The following is an 18747-nucleotide window of genomic DNA, read 5'->3' as shown; positions in this document are numbered from 1 at the left end:
ATGACGCCCCTAAAAAATTCGGGATTATACTGAGGAGATTTGTAATTAGTCAACTTGTGGCTTTAATGATCCTGCTGATTGATTAACGCATATTCCCCGTGTGTCCCAGTGAGAATCGCCCTGGTTGCGGCCAAACTGTAAGGCCGTGAGGGCCTTCACCTACCTGAATACGATGAGTAAGCACTCCATTTGCGGTGTTAAACACATAAACCTCACTGTCATAGCGACCAGAGAGCCAAAGCTCTGTTCCATCAGCATTCACATTGCCCATGTCTGGGCTGCCTCCACCAGGGATAGGCCAATTGGTAACAATCGTTTGCGTTTTAGGATCAATCACAGTGATACTACCTGGTCCATTGGGGGGACAATGCAACTGATGACAACCCCGGTTAGATACGTAGAAATAATGGCCGTCGCGACTAGGGTAAACAGCATGAGTGCCTTTCCCCGTGGGGATAAATCCTATTTCACGGAAACTGTCGGCATCAATCAAAACAACACCGTCGCGCATCATGTCTGCAACGTAAAAAGTACGCCCATCTGGAGAAAGCCGAATATCTTGAGGCATACTGGTTTTACGCGTGCCTAGTGATAAATAACCGACCACTTTATGTTTTTCGACATCAAATTTCATCAGTTGGCTTGAAAATTCGCAAGTGACTACGCCGTAACGGTTATCTTGGGTAAAATCCATGTGATTTAGCCCTTTGCACTTAGCCGGCATGATTTCCACTAATTTCATTGTTTGAGGATCATGAAATTCCAGCTGGCGATGGGCTTCACAAACCACGATAGCGAACCGTCCGTCAGGGGTGTAATAGAGGTTATATGGATCAGTAACGCGAATAGCTTTTCCAGGTTTAGCCGTAGTGGGATTAATCGGTGTGACCGTATTGGAGTGATTATTGAGCACCCATAAGGTGTTGAGATCATAAGAGGGAACGACATGTTGAGGCAGTGTGCCGGTTTTAAACGTGTCTACCACTTTGTAAGTAGCGGGATCAATGACAGAAACAGTCCCTTCTTCACTATTAGGAACATAGACACGGGGAAGTGCGTCTTTTGTGGCATCACTAAGCATTCCAGCATTTGCATTGGCGTAAACAGAAGGGGTGACCAATGGAGTTATTTCTTCAGCTTGAGTTGCTGCCTCTGAGCGTGTGATAGAAAATAGCGGTTTATTTTTGATGAAATCGGTAAGCACTAGGCCAATTAATGAGACGCTTGCTAAGAAGAAAATCGTTCTTTTAATCCGCATAGATCTTCCTTAATCGCCAAAATCTTTCTTTTAGAAGTATGGATCAATATTTGCAGAGCTGCTAAAGCCTCTAATGACAACCCCATTTTATTTGACTGGTAATGGAATAAACCTCGTTATCACCAATAATGAGGTGATCCAGTAAACGGACATCCACTAATTGTAAAGCTTGAGTAAGCCGTTGGGTGATGGCAATATCTTGCTCACTTGCATCCGCTAATCCGGACGGATGATTATGTGCGAGAATTAAAGCTGCGGCATTTAATTGAAGAGCGCGCTCAACAATAGGGCGCGGATAAACGCTGGCTGCGTTGATTGTACCCGTGAACAACTCCTCATACGCGAGGACGCGATGCTGATTATCAAGAAATAAGCCAACAAACGTTTCGTTTTTTTTATCGCGCAATTGGCGTTTAAGATAAACATGGGTTTGTTGTGAATTGGTCAATTGAATCTCTTTTTGCAGAGAAATAAAATCACTGCGACGACACATTTCGCGCACGGCCTGTAATTGCGTATAACGAACTAGTCCAAGACCTGACACTTGGATAAAGGCTTGTTGATCGGCATTTAAAATAGCACGTAAATCACCAAGGTAATTCATTAGATCGGTGGCTAATTGCAGGCACGATTTTTTACCGCTACCAGAGCTGATAAAGACAGCCAATAATTCCATATCGGAAAGGCTTTGCACGCCTTGCGTGAGGAGTTTCTCACGTAGACGCAAGGGGCGAATTGCTTGCGAGAAAGTCATCGTTATTCCTTTATGACGAGGTTTGTGGTTTGATCGCAGTTATTCTTATCAAAAACGAGAGACCATGCAAGATTTCATCAATAAAAAAATTCTCCTCGGTATTTGTGGTGGCATTGCTGCTTATAAGACAGCTTATCTGGTCCGTGAGCTAACCCAATTGGGAGCTCGAGTGCGCGTAGTGATGACGAAGTCCGCGCAACAATTCATTTCCCCACTCACATTACAAGCCTTGGGAGCGGAAGATATACGCTTTGATTTGTTTGATCAGCAAGCTGAGCGCGCGATGGGACATATTGAATTGGCCCGATGGGCAGATTATCTCGTTATCGCGCCTGCGACAGCTAATTGTATTGCAAAGATGGCGAACGGTTTGGCCGATGATCTCTTAACGACGCTTTATTTGGTTGCAGAGACTCCGGTTATTGTTTGCCCCGCAATGAATCGTTCAATGTGGGCACATCCTGCTACGCAAGCGAATTGCGAACTCCTTGCTAAAAGAGGCGTTATTTTGTTCGGGCCGGGGGAGGGTTCGCAAGCGTGTGGAGAAGAAGGCTTTGGTCGCATGGCTGAGGTTCATTCTATAATTAATGCGCTAAGATTACATGAAGTGAACCAGCTTTTGGCCGGTCAAACAGTTATGATCACAGCAGGACCTACACGTGAGCCTATCGATCCGATTCGTTTTATTAGTAATAACAGCTCAGGTAAGATGGGGTATGCTTTAGCCGAGGCAGCGCATTTAGCCGGTGCTAAAGTGATTCTTGTCAGCGGCCCCACAGCACTTTCTCCGCCTATCGGTGTGAGGTGTTATCAAGTCGATTCGGCGAAGGCCATGCATGACACTGTCATGCAGCATCTGCACAAAGGAATGATATTTATAGGCACAGCGGCTGTTGCTGATTATGGTGTCCAAGCGCCTTCCAGCGAAAAAATAAAGAAACAAACTCACTCCGCATTGACACTGAAACTCGCTCTTAACGCGGATATTCTTAGCGATGTGGCGACCAGTGGCCGATGCGCTTATGTGGTGGGATTTGCAGCAGAAACGTCTCACGTCGTGAAAAATGCAAAAGATAAGCTACTTGCTAAAAAGCTGGACATGATCATCGCTAATCAAGTTGGCCATGGCTTGGGTTTCAATACGGATACTCATCAGGTGACTGTTTTAACTAAAAATGAACAAGTCGAGCTTCATTTGACCCATAAAGTAAGGCTGGCGGGCCAAATTATTGCAATCCTCGCTGCAAGTATTCAAAATACCGACCATCGAAAATCAGGGGAGTAGCATGGAACAACCCATTCAACTAAAAATACTGGATCCGCGCGTAGGTGATGCAATCCCATTGCCAACTTACGCCACTTCCGGCTCGGCCGGTCTTGACTTGCGCGTTTGCATTGATGCGCCATTACAAATTGCACCTCAAGAAACGGTTTTATTGCCCACCGGGCTTGCCATTTATATTGCTGATCCCCATTTGGCAGCAGTCATTCTTCCTCGCTCTGGTTTAGGGCATAAGCATGGCATTGTGTTGGGAAATTTGGTGGGATTGATCGATTCAGATTATCAAGGCGAACTAAAAATTTCCTGTTGGAATCGCAATCAAGAGCATTTTACGGTGAACCCTGGTGAACGCATTGCCCAATTGGTTTTCTTGCCTGTTGTGAGGGCTGCTTTTGAAGTCGTTGACAGCTTTGTAGAAACGAGCCGCGGGCATGGTGGCTTTGGTAGTTCAGGGAGAGAATAAATGGTTTATCGACAAAAACAAGTAGAGCGTTCTGTGTTTAGAGCTTACGATATTCGTGGCGTCATTGGGAAACAATTAAATGAAGATGATTTTTATACCATTGGAAGAGCAATCAGTTGTCGTCTTCGCGATTTAAAACGGCATGAGATTTTTATCGCTCGTGATGGTCGACTTACCAGTGATAATTTGGCTGCTGCGCTGAAGCAGGGTTTGCTTGATAGTGGCATTACCGTGATTGATTTAGGTGCCGTGGCCACACCAGTCATGTATTATGCTACGAACACGCAAGGAATCGATTCGGGTTTAATGGTAACCGGTAGTCATAATCCTGCCGATTATAATGGCATTAAGATGGTTTTGGCTGGCAAAACGCTTGTACAAGCTGATATTGAGCAGCTTTACGAGCTCATTGTGGTTGGAAAGTTTCAAGATGGTCAAGGGATGGCCCGTTCATTTGATATTATCCCCGATTATGTCAACCGCATCATAAGGGATATTAAAGTACATCGTCCGCTCAAAGTAGTTGTCGATTGTGGCAATGGTATTGCCGGACCAGTCGTTCCTGAGGTGATTGCTGCATTGGGTTGCGAAGTTATTCCGCTGTATTGTGATGTGGACGGGCGATTCCCCAACCACCACCCTGATCCCACTATTGAAGCCAATTTGATTGATTTGAAAAAAGCGATTGTGCATCATCAAGCAGATATTGGTTTAGCATTTGATGGTGATGCAGATCGCTTAGGAGTTGTGACAAATCAGGAAGAAGTCATTTGGCCTGATCGCTTACTGATGTTCTACGCGCGCGAAGTGCTAAAGCGCAATCAGGGAGCAACCATTGTTTATGATGTGAAATGCTCAAGTCACCTAGCGCGGGTGATTGAGGATGCTAATGGGGTAGCTAAAATGTGTCCCACGGGCCACTCCATTGTTAAAGGCGTGATGAAAGAGGAAAACGCAGCATTGGCTGGGGAGATGAGTGGTCACCTTTTCTTCAAAGATCGCTGGTATGGTTTTGATGATGCCCTTTACAGTGCTTGCCGATTATTAGAAATTATCAGCTTGAGCGAACAATCTGTTAGTGAACAATTTGCGACGATTCCTAATAGTGTCAATACCCCTGAAATTAAGATCCCTATCGCTGAAGAGGAAAAATTTGCATTTATGCAACGCTTTAGCGAACAGGCTAAATTTCCTAATGCCAATATTATTACTATCGATGGGCTGCGTGTTGAATTTCAACATGGCTGGGGATTATTGCGAGCTTCGAATACAACGCCTTGTTTAGTGGCTCGTTTTGAAGCAAAAGATCACGAAAGTCTGAAGCAAATTCAAATTTTGTTTAAATCAGAATTACAAGAAATCGATAAAAATTTAGTTGTTTCTTTTTAAGGGAATTCATTGCCAACACGGCCCTTATTCTTCAGCGCAGGAATGGCTGATTAGGAGAAAGACATGATGCAAACGACAGAAACAATATGGCAAAACGGAAAGTTTGTACCGTGGGCCGATGCGAAAATTCATGTGTTGTCGCATACCTTACATTATGGAGGCGGGGCTTTCGAAGGTATTCGCTTTTACAAGACTGCTCAAGGGCCGGCAATATTTCGTTTAATTGATCATGTTGATCGTTTTTTATATTCCGCTGCGACCTTAAAAATGCAGTTGGCTTACTCAAAAGAGGAAATTATTTCAGCTATCAAAGAGGTCGTACGTAATAGCAACCTGGAGGCCGGGTATATAAGGCCTATTGCTTTTTATGGTTACAGTAAGATGGGTGTCAACCCTATTGGCAATCCGATTGAATTTGTCATTGCCTGTTGGCCCTGGGGCGCTTATCTCCCGCACGACAGTATTGATGTAAAAATTAGTCGTTACATTCGGATTCATCCAGATTCTACCGTTGTTGATGCCAAATTATGCGGACATTACATCAATGGCATTTTAGCCTCTCTCGAATTGCAAGGTACGCATTACCACGAAGCCTTATTTCTGGATAGCAACGGGTATATTACCGAAGGGGTAGGAGAGAATTTTTTCATCGTCAAAAATGGCGTGATTTATACCCCCAAATTAGGAGGGATACTTTCAGGAATTACGCGTGACACGGTGGTCAAGCTGGCGCGCAATATGGGTTTCAATGTCATTGAGCAAGATCTTTCTTTAGAAGACGCTTACCAAGCTGACGAAGCATTTTTTACAGGAACTGCCGCTGAAGTAACCGCGATCAATTCGATTAATGACAATAAATTGGCTCAGGCAGATGAGAGAAAAGTAACCACTGCCATAAAAAAAGCCTATTTAGCGCTTGTTCAAGGTGAAAGGGATGATTTTCCAGGTTATCTAACCTATATCAGAGACCTTTCGCCAGGAAAAGAGTGAATAGTATATACTTATGTTATAACCAACCTTAAGCAATGGATTAGTTAGCATAGTTTCGCAAAGTTGGATTCACTTAAATGGAATTGGCCTATGCTTGAACAAGAACTGAAAAGTAAAATTGCGAATACTGTTAATCAGTATAAATTGAAATGTCATCAGTTAGAGGATGAGATTAATGTGCTGAAAAGTGCCATTTATCAATTAAGTCTCCTTCCTCATGGCATTCATGTCAGTCTTGATAAACAGATCCATAACTTGCGAACCAATCTTAAAGAAAATAAGGACAGTAAAAAAATTAAGAAAAGTGTTGAGTTGCTGGTTAATGCGATGTCTAATTTGAAGGAAAAGAAGCAACTCACGCAAGCAAACCTCACTGATTTTATTAAACAAGAGACGGATTTGTTAAGTCGTATAGCAATTACGGAGCAAGAGAAAAAGGCATTTAGACAGGCTGCGCAGTCCATTAAAAAAGAGGATGATGAGCATTTACTGATTGAAAAATTTAATAAATTGCTCGAAGATGCGATCAATTGGGTTACTAAGCAATTAACCAATTATCAGCAAGTTTCTCTGCAGTTAGGAAAAGTCGCAGAACTTCACAAACCTTCCCAACCCTTTATTGATTTTCAAATTAACAGCCGTCTTAATCAATTGCTCGAACACATACTTATTCCGGAAGATTTGGCTAATAAACTGCAAGCCCTGAAAATGCATTTAAAAAAGCAATTAACTACCAGCTCATTGACAGAGGTTGTGGATGCATTAACGGATTTGGTTATTGAAGCGTTTAATTTAGAGCATGACCAATTTAAAGGGTTTTTAAATCGATTTGCTGATTATTTACATGATTTTAGTAAGTACCTTGATCTTACGAATAGCAATAATTCGGAGTCTCAACAAGAGGCTGATGCATTTGAAATAGAATTGCAAAATCGTATTCAACAAATAAAAGCTTATCTTAAGGAAGCAAAAACAATCGAAGAATTGTCCAGTAAGGTTAAAAATGACTTGGAAGAAATGGAACAGCAAATTCGCATTTACCGTGAAGAGGAGCAAAGTCGAGCGAAAGAATATAATGAAAAAATCATGATTTTACAGAATAAATTGGAAGAAGCAGAATGTGGCGCTGAGCGAATACGGAATCATTTGTCCTTTCATAAAGTCAGAATCAATCACGATCTGTTAACAGGGTTGCCTAATGAAACGGCGTATAAGGAATACATTTTAGGTGCTTTTCATCGATGGCAGCGAGGATTTGGGGAATTGTCGTTGGTGTTAGCGGATATCGATCATTTAAAAGAAATAAATAATCAGTACGGACATTCGATTGGTGATAGCGCATTAAAGAAAGTAGCCACTGTTCTAAAGTCGTCTATTCGGGCTGCGGATTTCATTGCGCGGTATGGCGGGGGAGAGTTTGTACTCATTTTTGAGCGCACTTCCGTCTACCATGGTACGATAGTCCTTGAGAATCTCCGCACGGCAATCGAAGAATGCGAATTGAATTATCACGGCACAAAAATAAACCTGACTCTCTCTTTCGGACTTACTGCACTGAAACATGGGGATACATTAGAGACTTTTTTTGCCAGAGCACAGGAGGCGATGCATCAAGCTAAACAAAACGGGCGTAATCAGATCGTCACGTTGTGATTTACGGCTGGGTCGCATTGCCTAAAGAGGACTAATGGAGAACAATTGGCGTTCCCACATATTCAGCAGCAAAAAGCAGGACGGGAAGGGCTTGTTGATCTTGTTTGCGCGCAATCACCTGTTCTTGATGAACAAGTTTTAAATCATGCTGAGTGCATAATTCTTGAATGTAGTTGGGATGATGACTGAAACGAGCCGTGGGTTGTAATTGCCAGGGTTCATCCTGGCTAATTTCAGTAGAGAAAATAAAATATCCCTTGTTATTGAGGTGTTTTGCCACAGCAGCAAAGATATTGTTTAAATCACTAAAATAAGGTAAAACATCTGCCGCAACCACAAGGTCATAGTCGTGTTTATCTTTTTTTAAAAACGAAATAATGTCAGCTTCCACCACTTGATCGTAAATCCCTTTTTTCTTCGCTTGAGCGAGCATTTTAGCGGCAATATCAATACCAATTAAATGGCGACAAACCTCACGCAGTACGACACCAGTTAGACCCGTACCGCAGCCCAAATCAATTGCATTCTCGATATGAAAAAGCTCAAGTTGATGAATTAATCGGGCGATATGTTGCGGTAAGTTGTAATGCAATTGGTTTTGCATATGTTGATCATAATAGAGCGCATAGTTATTAAATAAATTCATCGCATAGTCAGGGCATGTGGCCGCTTTAGTCTGTTCACCCGTCAACGCATTAAGCATATGGCGACTTGATGCATCGTTAGGGTTTGCGGCGATAGCGCGTTGAAGTAAATGGCGTGCATGTTCTTTATCTTCAAGGCGAATATAAATTGCGGCTAAATTATTGAGTGTCGCAAAATGATGCTCCTCCAAACTTAAGAGTTTTTCAAAGTGAACAATCGCCTCACTTAAATGCCCCAGAGCCATTTCAGCGACACCAGAATTGTACAGGTATTCGATATTGTTGGGATCTTGTTTAAGCAACACGTCATAATGCATCAATGCATTTTCAAATCGATCATGGTGGATAAAGGTGGCTGCGAGATTATTACGCGCTTCCAGATGACTATTATCAATTGCTAAGGCTTTGGTAAAATAATCCACCGCAAGTTGTCCCTCATTGCGTTTTAAAGCAATCACGCCTAAATTAGTCAGCGCTTGTACGTGCTCGCTGTGGTGTAATAAAACGTTTTGAAAATGCCTTTCGGCATCTTCCAATTGATTTTCTTCTAAATGAAGCAACCCTAAATAAAATTCAGCATCAGGGTTACCGGGATTCAGGGTAAGGACGTTGTTAAATTGCATTTTAGCCGCAGCCAGTTGATTGTTTTTCAGCAGTAAAAGGCCCAAATTAAAATGAGCCGTTGTGAAATCAGGTGAAGCATGCACCGCCTGGCGATAATGATGAAGTGCTTGCTTATACTTATCTTGCGAAGCATAAACTGCGGCAAGATTGTGATGGGCTTGTGCATAATCCGGTGCAAGCTGGATGGCAATTTGATAATGTTCAAGAGCCCTGTCAATTTGTTGAGTATTTTTATAAGCGTTAGCTAAATTATTATGTAAACCAGCATTTTTAGGGTCGGATTTTAGCGCTTTTTCCATCCATAGGATGGCCTGTTGCATATCACCAAGCTGCGCGTGTGCCAAGCCGAGAAAATGCAAGGTTTGACCGTCTTCAGGGTGAGCACTCAATAGTTGCTCATAAAGATTAATAGCTTGGCGAAATTCGCCTTTGCGTTGTAGTTCAAGAGCTTGTGCAAATAATGCCTCTTGCCAGTTATTTGTGGACATAATTACAAAATGCTTTCAAGTTGCTTGCGCAATTGATTTAAAGCTTGCGCGCGATGACTAATGCTATTTTTAATCTTAGCAGGTAATTGAGCCGCTGTGCATTGCTGACTCTCAATATAGAAAATGGGATCGTAACCAAACCCTTGATCACCCATTGGCGTGTGAGTGATTTTTCCCATTAATCGGCCTATGGCAATGAGCGGAGTCGGATCATCGGCATGTTTAACTAGGGCAATGGCACAATAGAAAAAGGCTTGGCGCTGTGAATCAGGGATTGCAGCAAGATTGTTTAATAGCAATTGAATATTATCGTTATCGCTGGCCTCCATTCCTGCATAACGCGCAGAATAAATGCCCGGCGCACCATTGAGCGCTTGAACGACAAGGCCTGAGTCATCGGCTAAAGCTGGTTTATTACCAAGTTGGCTGGCATGTCGTGCTTTGATAATTGCATTCTCAACGAAACTTAATCCCGTTTCTTCAGCGTCTTTTATACCTAAACTGGTTTGGGGAATGCAATGCCAGGGCGAAAGGATGGCTTCTAATTCAGCAATTTTACCTTTATTTGAAGTGGCTAAAATGATTTCTTTCATGAATGAGTTCATCTTTGGGGTTTACCGTTTTATCATTGAGTCGATACTGATTAGATCTTAATGCAATAAAACTGACATGTCATTTTAAAGTCGAAAAGAGGTTTAAACTGCTGCGAATTGTCAAAGCGCTCAGTAAGTACCACGATGGGTAGTTGAGCTTCCATTTGGGCACGAGACTTAGGAATAAAAAGGAAGTAGTTTATGTTTTATTTAACCCCGCATACTTGGCAAGATTGATAAAAACCCACAATGGAAAAGTCATCCTTAGCGAGACGAATTAATTCTTGTCGTTCCCTCTCCCATTCGGCTTCACTTTTACCTTGAAGGAGCGCTGTTTTTTTAAATGCATCGTGCCCATTAACTAATTTCTTTTTTTGCTCAGAAGTGACGAGGACGGGTTGAATGAGCTTTGTGTCTTGTATAGTGAAGCCTGATTTTTTCATCCAATAAAAGAGTTTCATGCCGAATTCACCGTCTCGCTCGGAACCGTCCTGCTCTTTATCTGGAGAAAGAATAGGGCCACGATTGTACTGCCAGGCTGGAGAGGGTGGGTAGGAAAATGCAGCACTTATAATTCCTTCTTCAGCGATGTAAATTCCACCTTTATTTAAGGCTTCATAAAATAAGCGAATGGCTAGTCTTGGGCTGTGTAGATGATGCAGAACAAAACGACAGTAAATTAAATCAAAGGTCTCAGGATAGGAATCAAGATCATAGACAGAAAGTGGTTTAAAAGTGACATTCTTATCCCCGTGTTGTTGACAATAGCGCTCTGCGCGCGCCAATTGTTCAGTGCTGTTGTCGATCGACAGTACATGCCCCTGATCACCCACTTGAAGAGCAAGATAATGCGTCATTACTCCTGAGCCGCTGCCTACATCCAAGAGGCGCATTCCGGGTTGAATGCCATGCGCTTCGATAAAAGATTGAGTTGTTGGATTAAAGGTGAGATCAAGAATATCGTAGTCTAATCCTTCTTCGGGTATTTCAAAATCATAATGCTCATTTTTCTGCACAATCATTTTCCTTTAGGCGATATTGCTTAATTATAGCGAAATCGGAGCTCTCCGCCTTAAAAAGAGGTAGCAAATTCGCTTAAACTAGCTAGACTTGTAGTAAGCCCCTTTAGAAAGGAGGGATAACATGGGAAAACAGTACACTGCGAATGCCTATTGCAATGAAGAAAAAATTGCAACGAAAGAGGGGGATGACATTGATCAACTCTATGCGTGGATGGTATTGCAAGCCAATGGAAATTTCGGAGATGTCCACGGAGAAATCATTGATAATACCACTAATAAAATCGTGAGAAAGTTTCAAAAAGCTTACGAAGACTAACGCACGTCGCATAAAAATTATATTGTCAATGAGTTACGTTGTTACAAGGAGAAATAAGAAAATGGATTCACATTTATACCCAGTCAGTGATGATGAGCCTAAAGAAATCCATGCCTTATTTTCATGAATCTCAAACACAAAGCAGATCTTCCCTGTAAAAAAGCATTTAAGTTTATTCTCCTTTTAGGCGTTGTCAGCCTATTTGCGGACATGACTTACGAAGGAGCACGTAGCATTATTGGGCCTTATTTGGCGTTATTAGGCGCTAATGCGGCCATCGTGGGCTTTGTCTCTGGATTAGGGGAATTACTTGGGTATGTCTTACGTATCACTTCAGGCTATCTTGCTGATCGAACAAAAAAATATTGGACCATCACTATCCTAGGGTATACGTGTAACTTAATAGCGGTTCCTTTGCTGGCATTGGTAGGGCATTGGTGGGTTGCTGCGATTCTGATACTCGTAGAGCGTGTAGGCAAAGCGATACGTGCTCCTGCTCGAGACGCCATGTTATCTCACGCAGGAAATCACGTGGGCATGGGGTGGGCGTTTGGTTTACATGAAGCGCTTGATCAAATTGGGGGAATGGTGGGGCCTCTCCTCATTGCAATCGCTCTTTATTTTAAAGAAGGGTATCAATTCAGTTTTGCAATTCTATTGATTCCTGCTTTGCTGGCTTTAATCACTTTACTGTTTGCACGATGGCTTTATCCCCGACCACAAGATTTGGAAATAGAGCAAAGTCATTTGCAAACCTCAACGATGAGTGCCGCTTTTTGGCTTTACTTAACTGGGGCCGCGTTAATTGCAGCAGGGTATGCTGATTTTCCATTAATGGCTTATCATTTTCAAAAAACTGGACTTTTATCACTCATTTGGATTCCGATTGCTTATTCAATTGCCATGGGGGCTAATACCATGAGTGCACCGTTACTCGGGCATCTTTATGATCGCAAAGGCTTTAGTGTTTTAATTGTTATCAGCTTGATTTCCTGTCTGTTTGCACCTTTTGTGTTTCTGGGAAATTTCAGTCTAGCCTTATTAGGCGTTATTTTATGGAGCATTGGCGTTGGTGCGCATGAATCTCTCATGCGTGCCATTGTTGCCAAAATGATACCCAAAGAGCAACGCGCCTCTGCTTATGGTATTTTCAACACCGGATTTGGTGTTTTTTGGTTTTTAGGAAGTGCATCCATGGGCATGCTTTACGATATCTCAGTGCTGGCACTTGTTATTTTTTCAGTGATGATTCAATTATTGGCTATTCCTTTATTACTCATGGTGAAGAATAAGTATTTTTGAGAGATTCACGAATTTTTGCTTACAAGATGAGGTAAAATGGCTCTTTAGGGGCCATTAGGAGATTCGGAATCAGAGGATTCAGAATTGATTGATGAAGAATCCTGATCACTTTGAGCAGTTTCATCAAGAGGAAAATTCTCTTTTTCCAATTTGAAAGGCATTGCTTTGACTTGAGAAAAATCTTTGTCGTAATGCAATACTTCTAAACGTTTCATGAAAGGCAAATGACACGCATTCTGTCATGCCTGAAGTAAAAATACCGTGGCCTTCACCTGGGTCTATATTAACGACATTTCTTGGATCGCGCTCAGCATAAAATGGCGCGTATTTGTAAGAAATAACATCATAGTGGAGCGCATCAATATCCCTAATTACACCTTTCTACAGCGTAATTATACTACTTATTGATCTAAATCTGAAAATAAATGGGTTGTGCGGTTGCGGATTCGCTAAATTGAATCCGCCTTATTCTCTCATTGAGTATCTGCTTTGGTCTTATAGGTTGAGTTTGCAGGAATGTCAGTTGACGAATAAACGCTAAGAATTTTAAGTGGATTCTTAGTGCTTAGATTAACAACATTATGCTCAACTCCTTGCGGAATAAAAACAATATCACCTGGATTAATCATGATGCTTTTGCCGTTCAAGATTGCTTTACCTTGGCCTTTAGCTATAAAAATAATTTGATCAAATGGATGGGTTTCTTTGCCAATTTCGTTATTTGGGTTAGTAGCAGGTGAAACGTTCATGAAAACAATTTGAGCATTTTTTGCAGTTAAAAAAGCAAGTTTCCAATTATCATTTTGCTTGGCTTTCTCAAAAATCTGGGGAATTACCACCGCATTAGATTGATTGTTATCGTTGGCTAGAGACACCCCACTAATACTAAACAGCAATAATGAAATTAGTAGTAATTTAACGCTGTTCATCGAAACCCTCCTTAGTACTCTATTGACACCTTATAAAGTATCATGTCTCAAAACATTTAAATACAGCAAAGAAAAAAGCGGTAATAAATGTGTAAAAAAATAACAAAATGCATTGAAAAAAATCTTTTCCTGCATTAAATTATAAGTTAGAGAATTAGCTGGGCTTACACAACTTACAATCTCAGAAGGGAGGTCAGCACTAATAAGCCGTGTGCCAGCTTCACTTAGATGAAGACGCCTAACGCTCATTATCCGACATCCACCTGTACATAAGAGTTCGGTCGTAAGTCCCACTAATTCCTATATTCACCTAACTACACTTTTTTAAACACCAAACTCCCATTTGTTCCACCAAACCCTAGCGAATTACTCAAAACATACTCAATTCGTCTTTCTTGAGGTTGATGAGGCACGTAGTTCAAATCACAAGCCTCGTCGGGATTATCAAGATTGATAGTAGGAGGGGCTACTTGATCGCGTATTGATAAGATTGAAAAAATAGCCTCTACCGCTCCAGCCGCACCAATTAAGTGCCCTGTCATGGATTTAGTCGAGCTCATTGCTAACTTATAAGCGTGTGTACCGAAAACCCGCTTGACTGCAATTGTCTCATTTAAGTCATTTAAATAAGTTGAGGTGCCATGCGCATTAATGTAATCAATTAAATGAGGCTCAATTTGCGCGTCACGAAGGGCGTTAAGCATGGAGCGGGAAGCACCGTCAGCGTCTTCGTCAGGGGCGGTGATATGGAAAGCATCGCCAGACATTCCAAAGCCGACTAATTCGGCATAGATCTTGGCACCACGTGCTTTTGCATGCTCATAAGATTCAAGAACAAGAGTACCGGCACCCTCTCCCATGACAAAGCCGTCTCGATCTTTATCCCAGGGACGGGAGGCTTTTTCAGGTTCATCATTGCGTTTTGATAAAGCTCTTACTGCAGCAAATCCAGCGAGACAAAGGGGGGTGCATGTCATTTCTGCGCCCCCACAAAGCATGACATCTGCATCGCCACTCGCTATTAGGCGTGCGCCAAGACCTATATTATGTGCTCCCGTCGTACATGCGGTCACCACAGAAATATTAGGGCCTTTGAGTTGATGCTTAATTGAAATTTGGCCTGCAACCATATTGATGATGCCAGCTGGGATAAAAAAAGGAGAAACTTTACGTGGACCACCCTGCAGCAACTTTTCAAAATTAGCAGTAATGGTGTCTATACCACCAATGCCTGAACCCACAGCGACTCCAGCCCGCAAAGACAGAGGCTCATCAATCACTAAACCAGAATCAATCATGGCTTCTTCGGCAGCTGCTATACCGTATTGAGTAAACAAATCCATTTTACGGCTATCTTTAGCGGAAACGTAGTTTTCAATATTAAAATTCTTCACCTTGGCCCATATTTGAGTGGAGTAATCGGTTACATTAAACTCAGTAATTTTATGCACGCCGCTTTTGCCTGCTAAAATATTTTTCCAAGTTTCTTCAGCGGTCAATCCAAGTGGCGTAACCATTCCGATGCCTGTAATTGCTACTCGTTGTCTACTCAATTTTCACTCCGTTTATTTCTACTCGGTTATTGGGTGCACTCCGCTCCCTCTGCATTAAGTTAGGGCTTTTGATCCTAGCTACGTCGCAGGACATAGACAGGCATACTCATCATTGAATAGCAGTGCCCTTCTGCCCCCTCCAACATTAATCTATCTTTGATTTTTGCTCAATTAAAAAGGTGTGCTAAATTGGAAGTTTCTTGAGCATAGATCTCCCAAACATGACTCTTCCTTATATCCACTGGGCTATAAAAATTTTAGACGATTTGGGCTATTGCGTTGACCATCCTATCCCTGAAAAAATTCTGGAAACGGCTTGGTCTCACGTTTGTCGTTTTCAAACGAATCGAGGCTTCATTTATTTAAAAAAAGTACCTCAGGCTTTGTCGTTGGAAGTCAACGTCATCAAGCTACTGAAAGAACAATTTCAAGCCAATGTTCCTCATGTCTTAGCGCACAACAGGGAAGACCATTGTTTTTTGATGCAAGATGCAGGTGTCTCTTTACATGGTTTTTTTAAACAAGGATTTAAGACTCAGGTATTCATTGATGCGATACAGCAATACACCGCACTCCAATTTATGGCAGTCAATAAAATAAATCTCTTTTTTAGTCTGGGTGTTCCTGATTGGCGTTTGGAAAAATTGCCCACGCTCTACCAAGAATTGATTGCAGAAGAACAGTTATTAATTGAAGAGGGTCTAACGGTTGATGAATTAAAAATATTGCAAAGCCTAAAGAAAAAGCTGTTGTCGATTTGTGATCAATTAGCACAATATAAAATTCCTGATACGTTTGGGCATGGTGATTTTCATGATAAAAATATCCTGGTTAATCCATATACTCATCAAACTACGCTGATTGATTTAGGCGAAGTCGTCATTACACATCCTTTCTTTTCATTCGTCGATTGTTTGCATCGAGTGACAGAAAATTTGTCATTGACAGCGAGCCAACACAGGCAATTGCAAGAAAAATCCTTTAAAAATTGGCTTTCTTTGGAGTCTCCAAGCCATTTGTTTGAAATCATTGCCCTTATTCAGCAATGTTGGCCTATTCATGCTGTATTAGGTGAATATCGCCTACTCAAAAGTATTGATCCAGCCGCATCACTTCAGTTGCGCGGAAAGGGCCGATTGGCTAAGAAATTGAAGATTTGGATTGGGCAGTCTGCAGTTAGCAAGTAGCGGTTTTCGGGAAGAATAAGCTTAAACTAACACATCATCTAGACAGTCATTAGCCTCTCCATTTCTTAGGAGGCTCAGTATTGCTCAAGGACGCATCACCTTCTCTACGTTTATGTGAAATTTGACCTGTGTCGCTAGGAAAAAAATTAAAAGGGATGTTAGAAATTTTGCTATTATTTGGTGCATTTTCCTGGCTTGGATTATTTGGTGCTGATGTCTTATTTCCACTCACCAGTGGAGGAACCTGTGCACTATCGAGATGGCAAAGGAATCGTTTAAATAGATACTGTCTTTGAAGTAATCGATCAATTAATTTATCTGCGAAATCATAATGTCTTTTGACAAAAGAACATTCTTTTATTTGATGTAAGTCTTCTGCTTCAATTTGCACTATTCTTCGAACAGTAAATGCTATTTCAGCTGGGTTGGAGAACACGGTTTTAGCTGTAGCATTGCGAAGTTCTCCTCGCTCGTAATCGATAAGTTCAGATAAATATTCACATTCTGGGTTTTCATTTCCTATTTCTTTGCCAATGAAGTTCAGCAGCAAATCATTCATAAAATCGCTTAGATTAACTGTGCAATTGTTAATAATGAATGAATTAAAGCTATAGCCTGGATCAAGTCTTACAACAATAAACCCATCATTAATTTTTGCGAAACCAAAATTAGTATCAGCCCAATCGGTTTCGCCGACAAAATAACAGGCGACTAACATGGCTGTCAGACCCCATATTTTTAAATTTAAAATGTTCTGTTCACCTTCATTATCCCATTGTAAAAACAAACTGCCTTCTTGAGTGTTATCTACACGAATTACTTCACACCAATCTTTGTAATTTTTTACTTCGGTACCCACGCGATAAATTTTTTTATCGTTTGAATTGATTGTTAAGTAATATTCAGGTTGAAACTCCCCTAGAATAAACCTTAATAAATTTCCTGAGAACACAGCACATTCTGCGGAAATAAGAGGGTTTTTTGATTCCGATTGATTATTTGAAGAGTGCCTGTAATTATTTTCGTTCAATGTGCAAACAGCGTCGTCAATTTTTTCAAAATGAATTGATCTATCTGTTAAGCAAAGGAAGAGTTCTTTTTTATCTTTTTTATCTTTTTTAGATAAAATTACGTCTACTTCAGGCATAAAAATAAACTCATGGTAAGATAATCCATAGTATAGATTCTTTTTAGCCAAATTGATTAATTTATGGATTTTATCGCGCTTGCTTATCTTCTAAGAATTGAAGTATTTCTTTTTCGAACCTGACAAAAATTCTTGGCAGAAACACCATATTTATTCCCTCTCGGGAATAAATATATGCTTTCTCACAATTAAAAAATGAATATTACTGAGGAAATAGCTACATGAGGTTTATCTCTTACTGACGAACTAATCGGTTATTTTCCTTATCAAATGCTGTATTCCCCGTTGTTCGATAAGGATTAATATCTAATCCTCCTCGTCGAGTGTAACGGCCATAAACGGTTAATTGCTCGGGTTTGCAGTAATTCATAATGTCCACAAAAATCCGTTCAATGCATTGTTCATGAAACTCATTATGATTTCTATAGGAAATAAGGTATTTTAATAATCCTTCTCGATTAATCTTTTTCCCTTTGTAAGCAATTTGTACACTCCCCCAATCGGGTTGATGGGTGATTAAGCAATTTGATTTGAGCAAGTTAGAATACAAAACTTCTTCCACCACGATATCATCAACACTAAGAAATGCGGGTTCAATTAAATAAATTGAACATTCGACATCGAGATGATCAAGGCACTCGCCCTTAAGCGCTGAAGAAATAGAGGATTGTTTAGCTTGCTCCAAAGGATAAATTTTAACTAAAACGGGAGCTTCGATACGTTCTTCTAAGTCTTTTTTGATTGTATTTTCTAACGCATCAATGTTTTTTATTCGGGTATTATTGAAAGAGTTAAAATAAAGCTTCAATGATTTGGATTCAATAAGTTTCGGTGAATTACAATCATAAAAAATTTCACCAATCCCAACCAACGGTTTCCCTTTTTCATTGAGCCAAGAGACTTCATAATGATTCCAGCAATCAAAACCAACAAAGGGAGGATTGGCTGGATCAATGCCGATTTCTTGCCGCTTGCCTGCTCGAGGAATAGGGTAGAGTCGATCAGGATTATAGGTTGAATCGTAAGCCGATTTTTTACCCAATTCTGATTCATTAACCGATTGGTATTTGTTTAATACAGAATTGTTCATGACATTTAGCTCCAATATTTCAATGACTTTTGCGGACGCTTTCAATTAACGACTGGTTCATTT

Annotated in this window: 18 protein-coding genes and 1 other RNA gene; 9 read left to right on the top strand and 10 right to left on the bottom strand. The window is 41.0% G+C overall.

Features of this window, described 5'->3' with window-relative positions:
• Window positions 1-82: 82 nt before the first annotated feature.
• Together B5D33_RS11195 and radC are read right to left on the bottom strand one after the other, a co-directional pair.
• Window positions 83-1258 carry a YncE family protein gene (locus B5D33_RS11195; protein ID WP_058452170.1) on the bottom strand — a complete coding sequence of 392 codons (1176 nt, stop codon included), beginning with the start codon at window positions 1256-1258 and terminating at the stop codon, window positions 83-85.
• A gap of 70 nt (window positions 1259-1328) precedes the next feature.
• Window positions 1329-2012 carry a RadC family protein gene (gene radC / locus B5D33_RS11190; protein WP_058452171.1) on the bottom strand — a complete coding sequence of 228 codons (684 nt, stop codon included), beginning with the start codon at window positions 2010-2012 and terminating at the stop codon, window positions 1329-1331.
• 64 nt (window positions 2013-2076) lie between these two features.
• On the opposite strand from radC, the gene coaBC reads away from it, so the two are divergent.
• The 5 genes from coaBC to B5D33_RS11165 all read left to right on the top strand — a co-directional run bounded on the left by coaBC (window position 2077) and on the right by B5D33_RS11165 (window position 7789).
• Complete coding sequence (gene coaBC, locus B5D33_RS11185; RefSeq protein WP_058452172.1) at window positions 2077-3297, top strand: bifunctional phosphopantothenoylcysteine decarboxylase/phosphopantothenate--cysteine ligase CoaBC; 1221 nt, start codon at window positions 2077-2079, stop codon at window positions 3295-3297.
• Between the two features lies 1 nt (window position 3298).
• Window positions 3299-3757: a dUTP diphosphatase gene (dut, locus tag B5D33_RS11180; RefSeq protein ID WP_058452173.1), complete on the top strand. Its 459-nt coding sequence runs from the start codon at window positions 3299-3301 to the stop codon at window positions 3755-3757.
• A complete protein-coding gene (locus B5D33_RS11175) occupies window positions 3758-5146 on the top strand; it encodes a phosphomannomutase/phosphoglucomutase (protein ID WP_058452174.1) in 1389 nt (462 codons plus the stop codon).
• Window positions 5147-5209: 63 nt separating this feature from the next.
• On the top strand, window positions 5210-6136 hold the full coding sequence (locus B5D33_RS11170; RefSeq protein WP_058452175.1) for a branched-chain amino acid transaminase: 927 nt from the start codon (window positions 5210-5212) through the stop codon (window positions 6134-6136).
• A gap of 90 nt (window positions 6137-6226) precedes the next feature.
• Window positions 6227-7789, top strand: coding sequence for a GGDEF domain-containing protein (locus tag B5D33_RS11165; protein WP_058452176.1), 1563 nt, complete (start codon window positions 6227-6229; stop codon window positions 7787-7789).
• 31 nt (window positions 7790-7820) lie between these two features.
• On the opposite strand, the gene B5D33_RS11160 is transcribed toward B5D33_RS11165, so the two are convergent.
• From B5D33_RS11160 to B5D33_RS11150, 3 genes are all read right to left on the bottom strand, one after another.
• On the bottom strand, window positions 7821-9545 hold the full coding sequence (locus B5D33_RS11160; RefSeq protein WP_058452177.1) for a tetratricopeptide repeat protein: 1725 nt from the start codon (window positions 9543-9545) through the stop codon (window positions 7821-7823).
• 2 nt (window positions 9546-9547) lie between these two features.
• Window positions 9548-10138 (bottom strand): RdgB/HAM1 family non-canonical purine NTP pyrophosphatase, encoded by a 591-nt coding sequence (rdgB, locus tag B5D33_RS11155; protein WP_058452178.1) that lies wholly within the window; start codon window positions 10136-10138, stop codon window positions 9548-9550.
• 206 nt (window positions 10139-10344) lie between these two features.
• Window positions 10345-11154 (bottom strand): class I SAM-dependent methyltransferase, encoded by an 810-nt coding sequence (locus tag B5D33_RS11150; RefSeq protein WP_160158682.1) that lies wholly within the window; start codon window positions 11152-11154, stop codon window positions 10345-10347.
• A gap of 127 nt (window positions 11155-11281) precedes the next feature.
• Between B5D33_RS11150 and B5D33_RS11145 the strand changes: the two genes are divergently transcribed.
• Together B5D33_RS11145 and B5D33_RS11140 are read left to right on the top strand one after the other, a co-directional pair.
• A complete protein-coding gene (locus B5D33_RS11145) occupies window positions 11282-11476 on the top strand; it encodes a hypothetical protein (protein WP_058452180.1) in 195 nt (64 codons plus the stop codon).
• 123 nt (window positions 11477-11599) lie between these two features.
• Window positions 11600-12778 carry an MFS transporter gene (locus B5D33_RS11140; protein ID WP_058452181.1) on the top strand — a complete coding sequence of 393 codons (1179 nt, stop codon included), beginning with the start codon at window positions 11600-11602 and terminating at the stop codon, window positions 12776-12778.
• A gap of 44 nt (window positions 12779-12822) precedes the next feature.
• On the opposite strand, the gene B5D33_RS16630 is transcribed toward B5D33_RS11140, so the two are convergent.
• Window positions 12823-12993 (bottom strand): hypothetical protein, encoded by a 171-nt coding sequence (locus B5D33_RS16630; protein WP_156415005.1) that lies wholly within the window; start codon window positions 12991-12993, stop codon window positions 12823-12825.
• Window positions 12994-13251: 258 nt separating this feature from the next.
• Window positions 13252-13707 carry a cupin domain-containing protein gene (locus B5D33_RS11135; RefSeq protein WP_058452182.1) on the bottom strand — a complete coding sequence of 152 codons (456 nt, stop codon included), beginning with the start codon at window positions 13705-13707 and terminating at the stop codon, window positions 13252-13254.
• A 170-nt stretch (window positions 13708-13877) separates the two neighbouring features.
• On the opposite strand from B5D33_RS11135, the gene ssrS reads away from it, so the two are divergent.
• Window positions 13878-13985, top strand: a non-coding RNA gene (ssrS, locus tag B5D33_RS17130) — 6S RNA.
• Window positions 13986-14021: 36 nt separating this feature from the next.
• Here ssrS and fabF read toward each other — a convergent pair.
• Window positions 14022-15260, bottom strand: a complete 1239-nt coding sequence (gene fabF, locus B5D33_RS11125; protein WP_058452184.1) for a beta-ketoacyl-ACP synthase II — start codon at window positions 15258-15260, stop codon at window positions 14022-14024.
• A gap of 200 nt (window positions 15261-15460) precedes the next feature.
• Between fabF and B5D33_RS11120 the strand changes: the two genes are divergently transcribed.
• On the top strand, window positions 15461-16447 hold the full coding sequence (locus B5D33_RS11120) for an aminoglycoside phosphotransferase family protein (RefSeq protein ID WP_234802500.1): 987 nt from the start codon (window positions 15461-15463) through the stop codon (window positions 16445-16447).
• A 49-nt stretch (window positions 16448-16496) separates the two neighbouring features.
• On the opposite strand, the gene B5D33_RS11115 is transcribed toward B5D33_RS11120, so the two are convergent.
• Together B5D33_RS11115 and queF are read right to left on the bottom strand one after the other, a co-directional pair.
• Complete coding sequence (locus B5D33_RS11115; RefSeq protein ID WP_133140996.1) at window positions 16497-17645, bottom strand: hypothetical protein; 1149 nt, start codon at window positions 17643-17645, stop codon at window positions 16497-16499.
• 184 nt (window positions 17646-17829) lie between these two features.
• Window positions 17830-18684, bottom strand: a complete 855-nt coding sequence (queF, locus tag B5D33_RS11110) for an NADPH-dependent 7-cyano-7-deazaguanine reductase QueF (RefSeq protein ID WP_058452187.1) — start codon at window positions 18682-18684, stop codon at window positions 17830-17832.
• Window positions 18685-18747 lie beyond the last annotated feature (63 nt).

Origin of the sequence: Legionella maceachernii (assembly GCF_900167045.1) — a bacterium.
GTDB classification, from domain to species: Bacteria; Pseudomonadota; Gammaproteobacteria; order Legionellales; family Legionellaceae; genus Tatlockia; species Tatlockia maceachernii.
The sequence above is the reverse complement of the archived record's forward strand: the minus strand, read 5'-3'. Positions and strand labels throughout refer to the sequence as shown.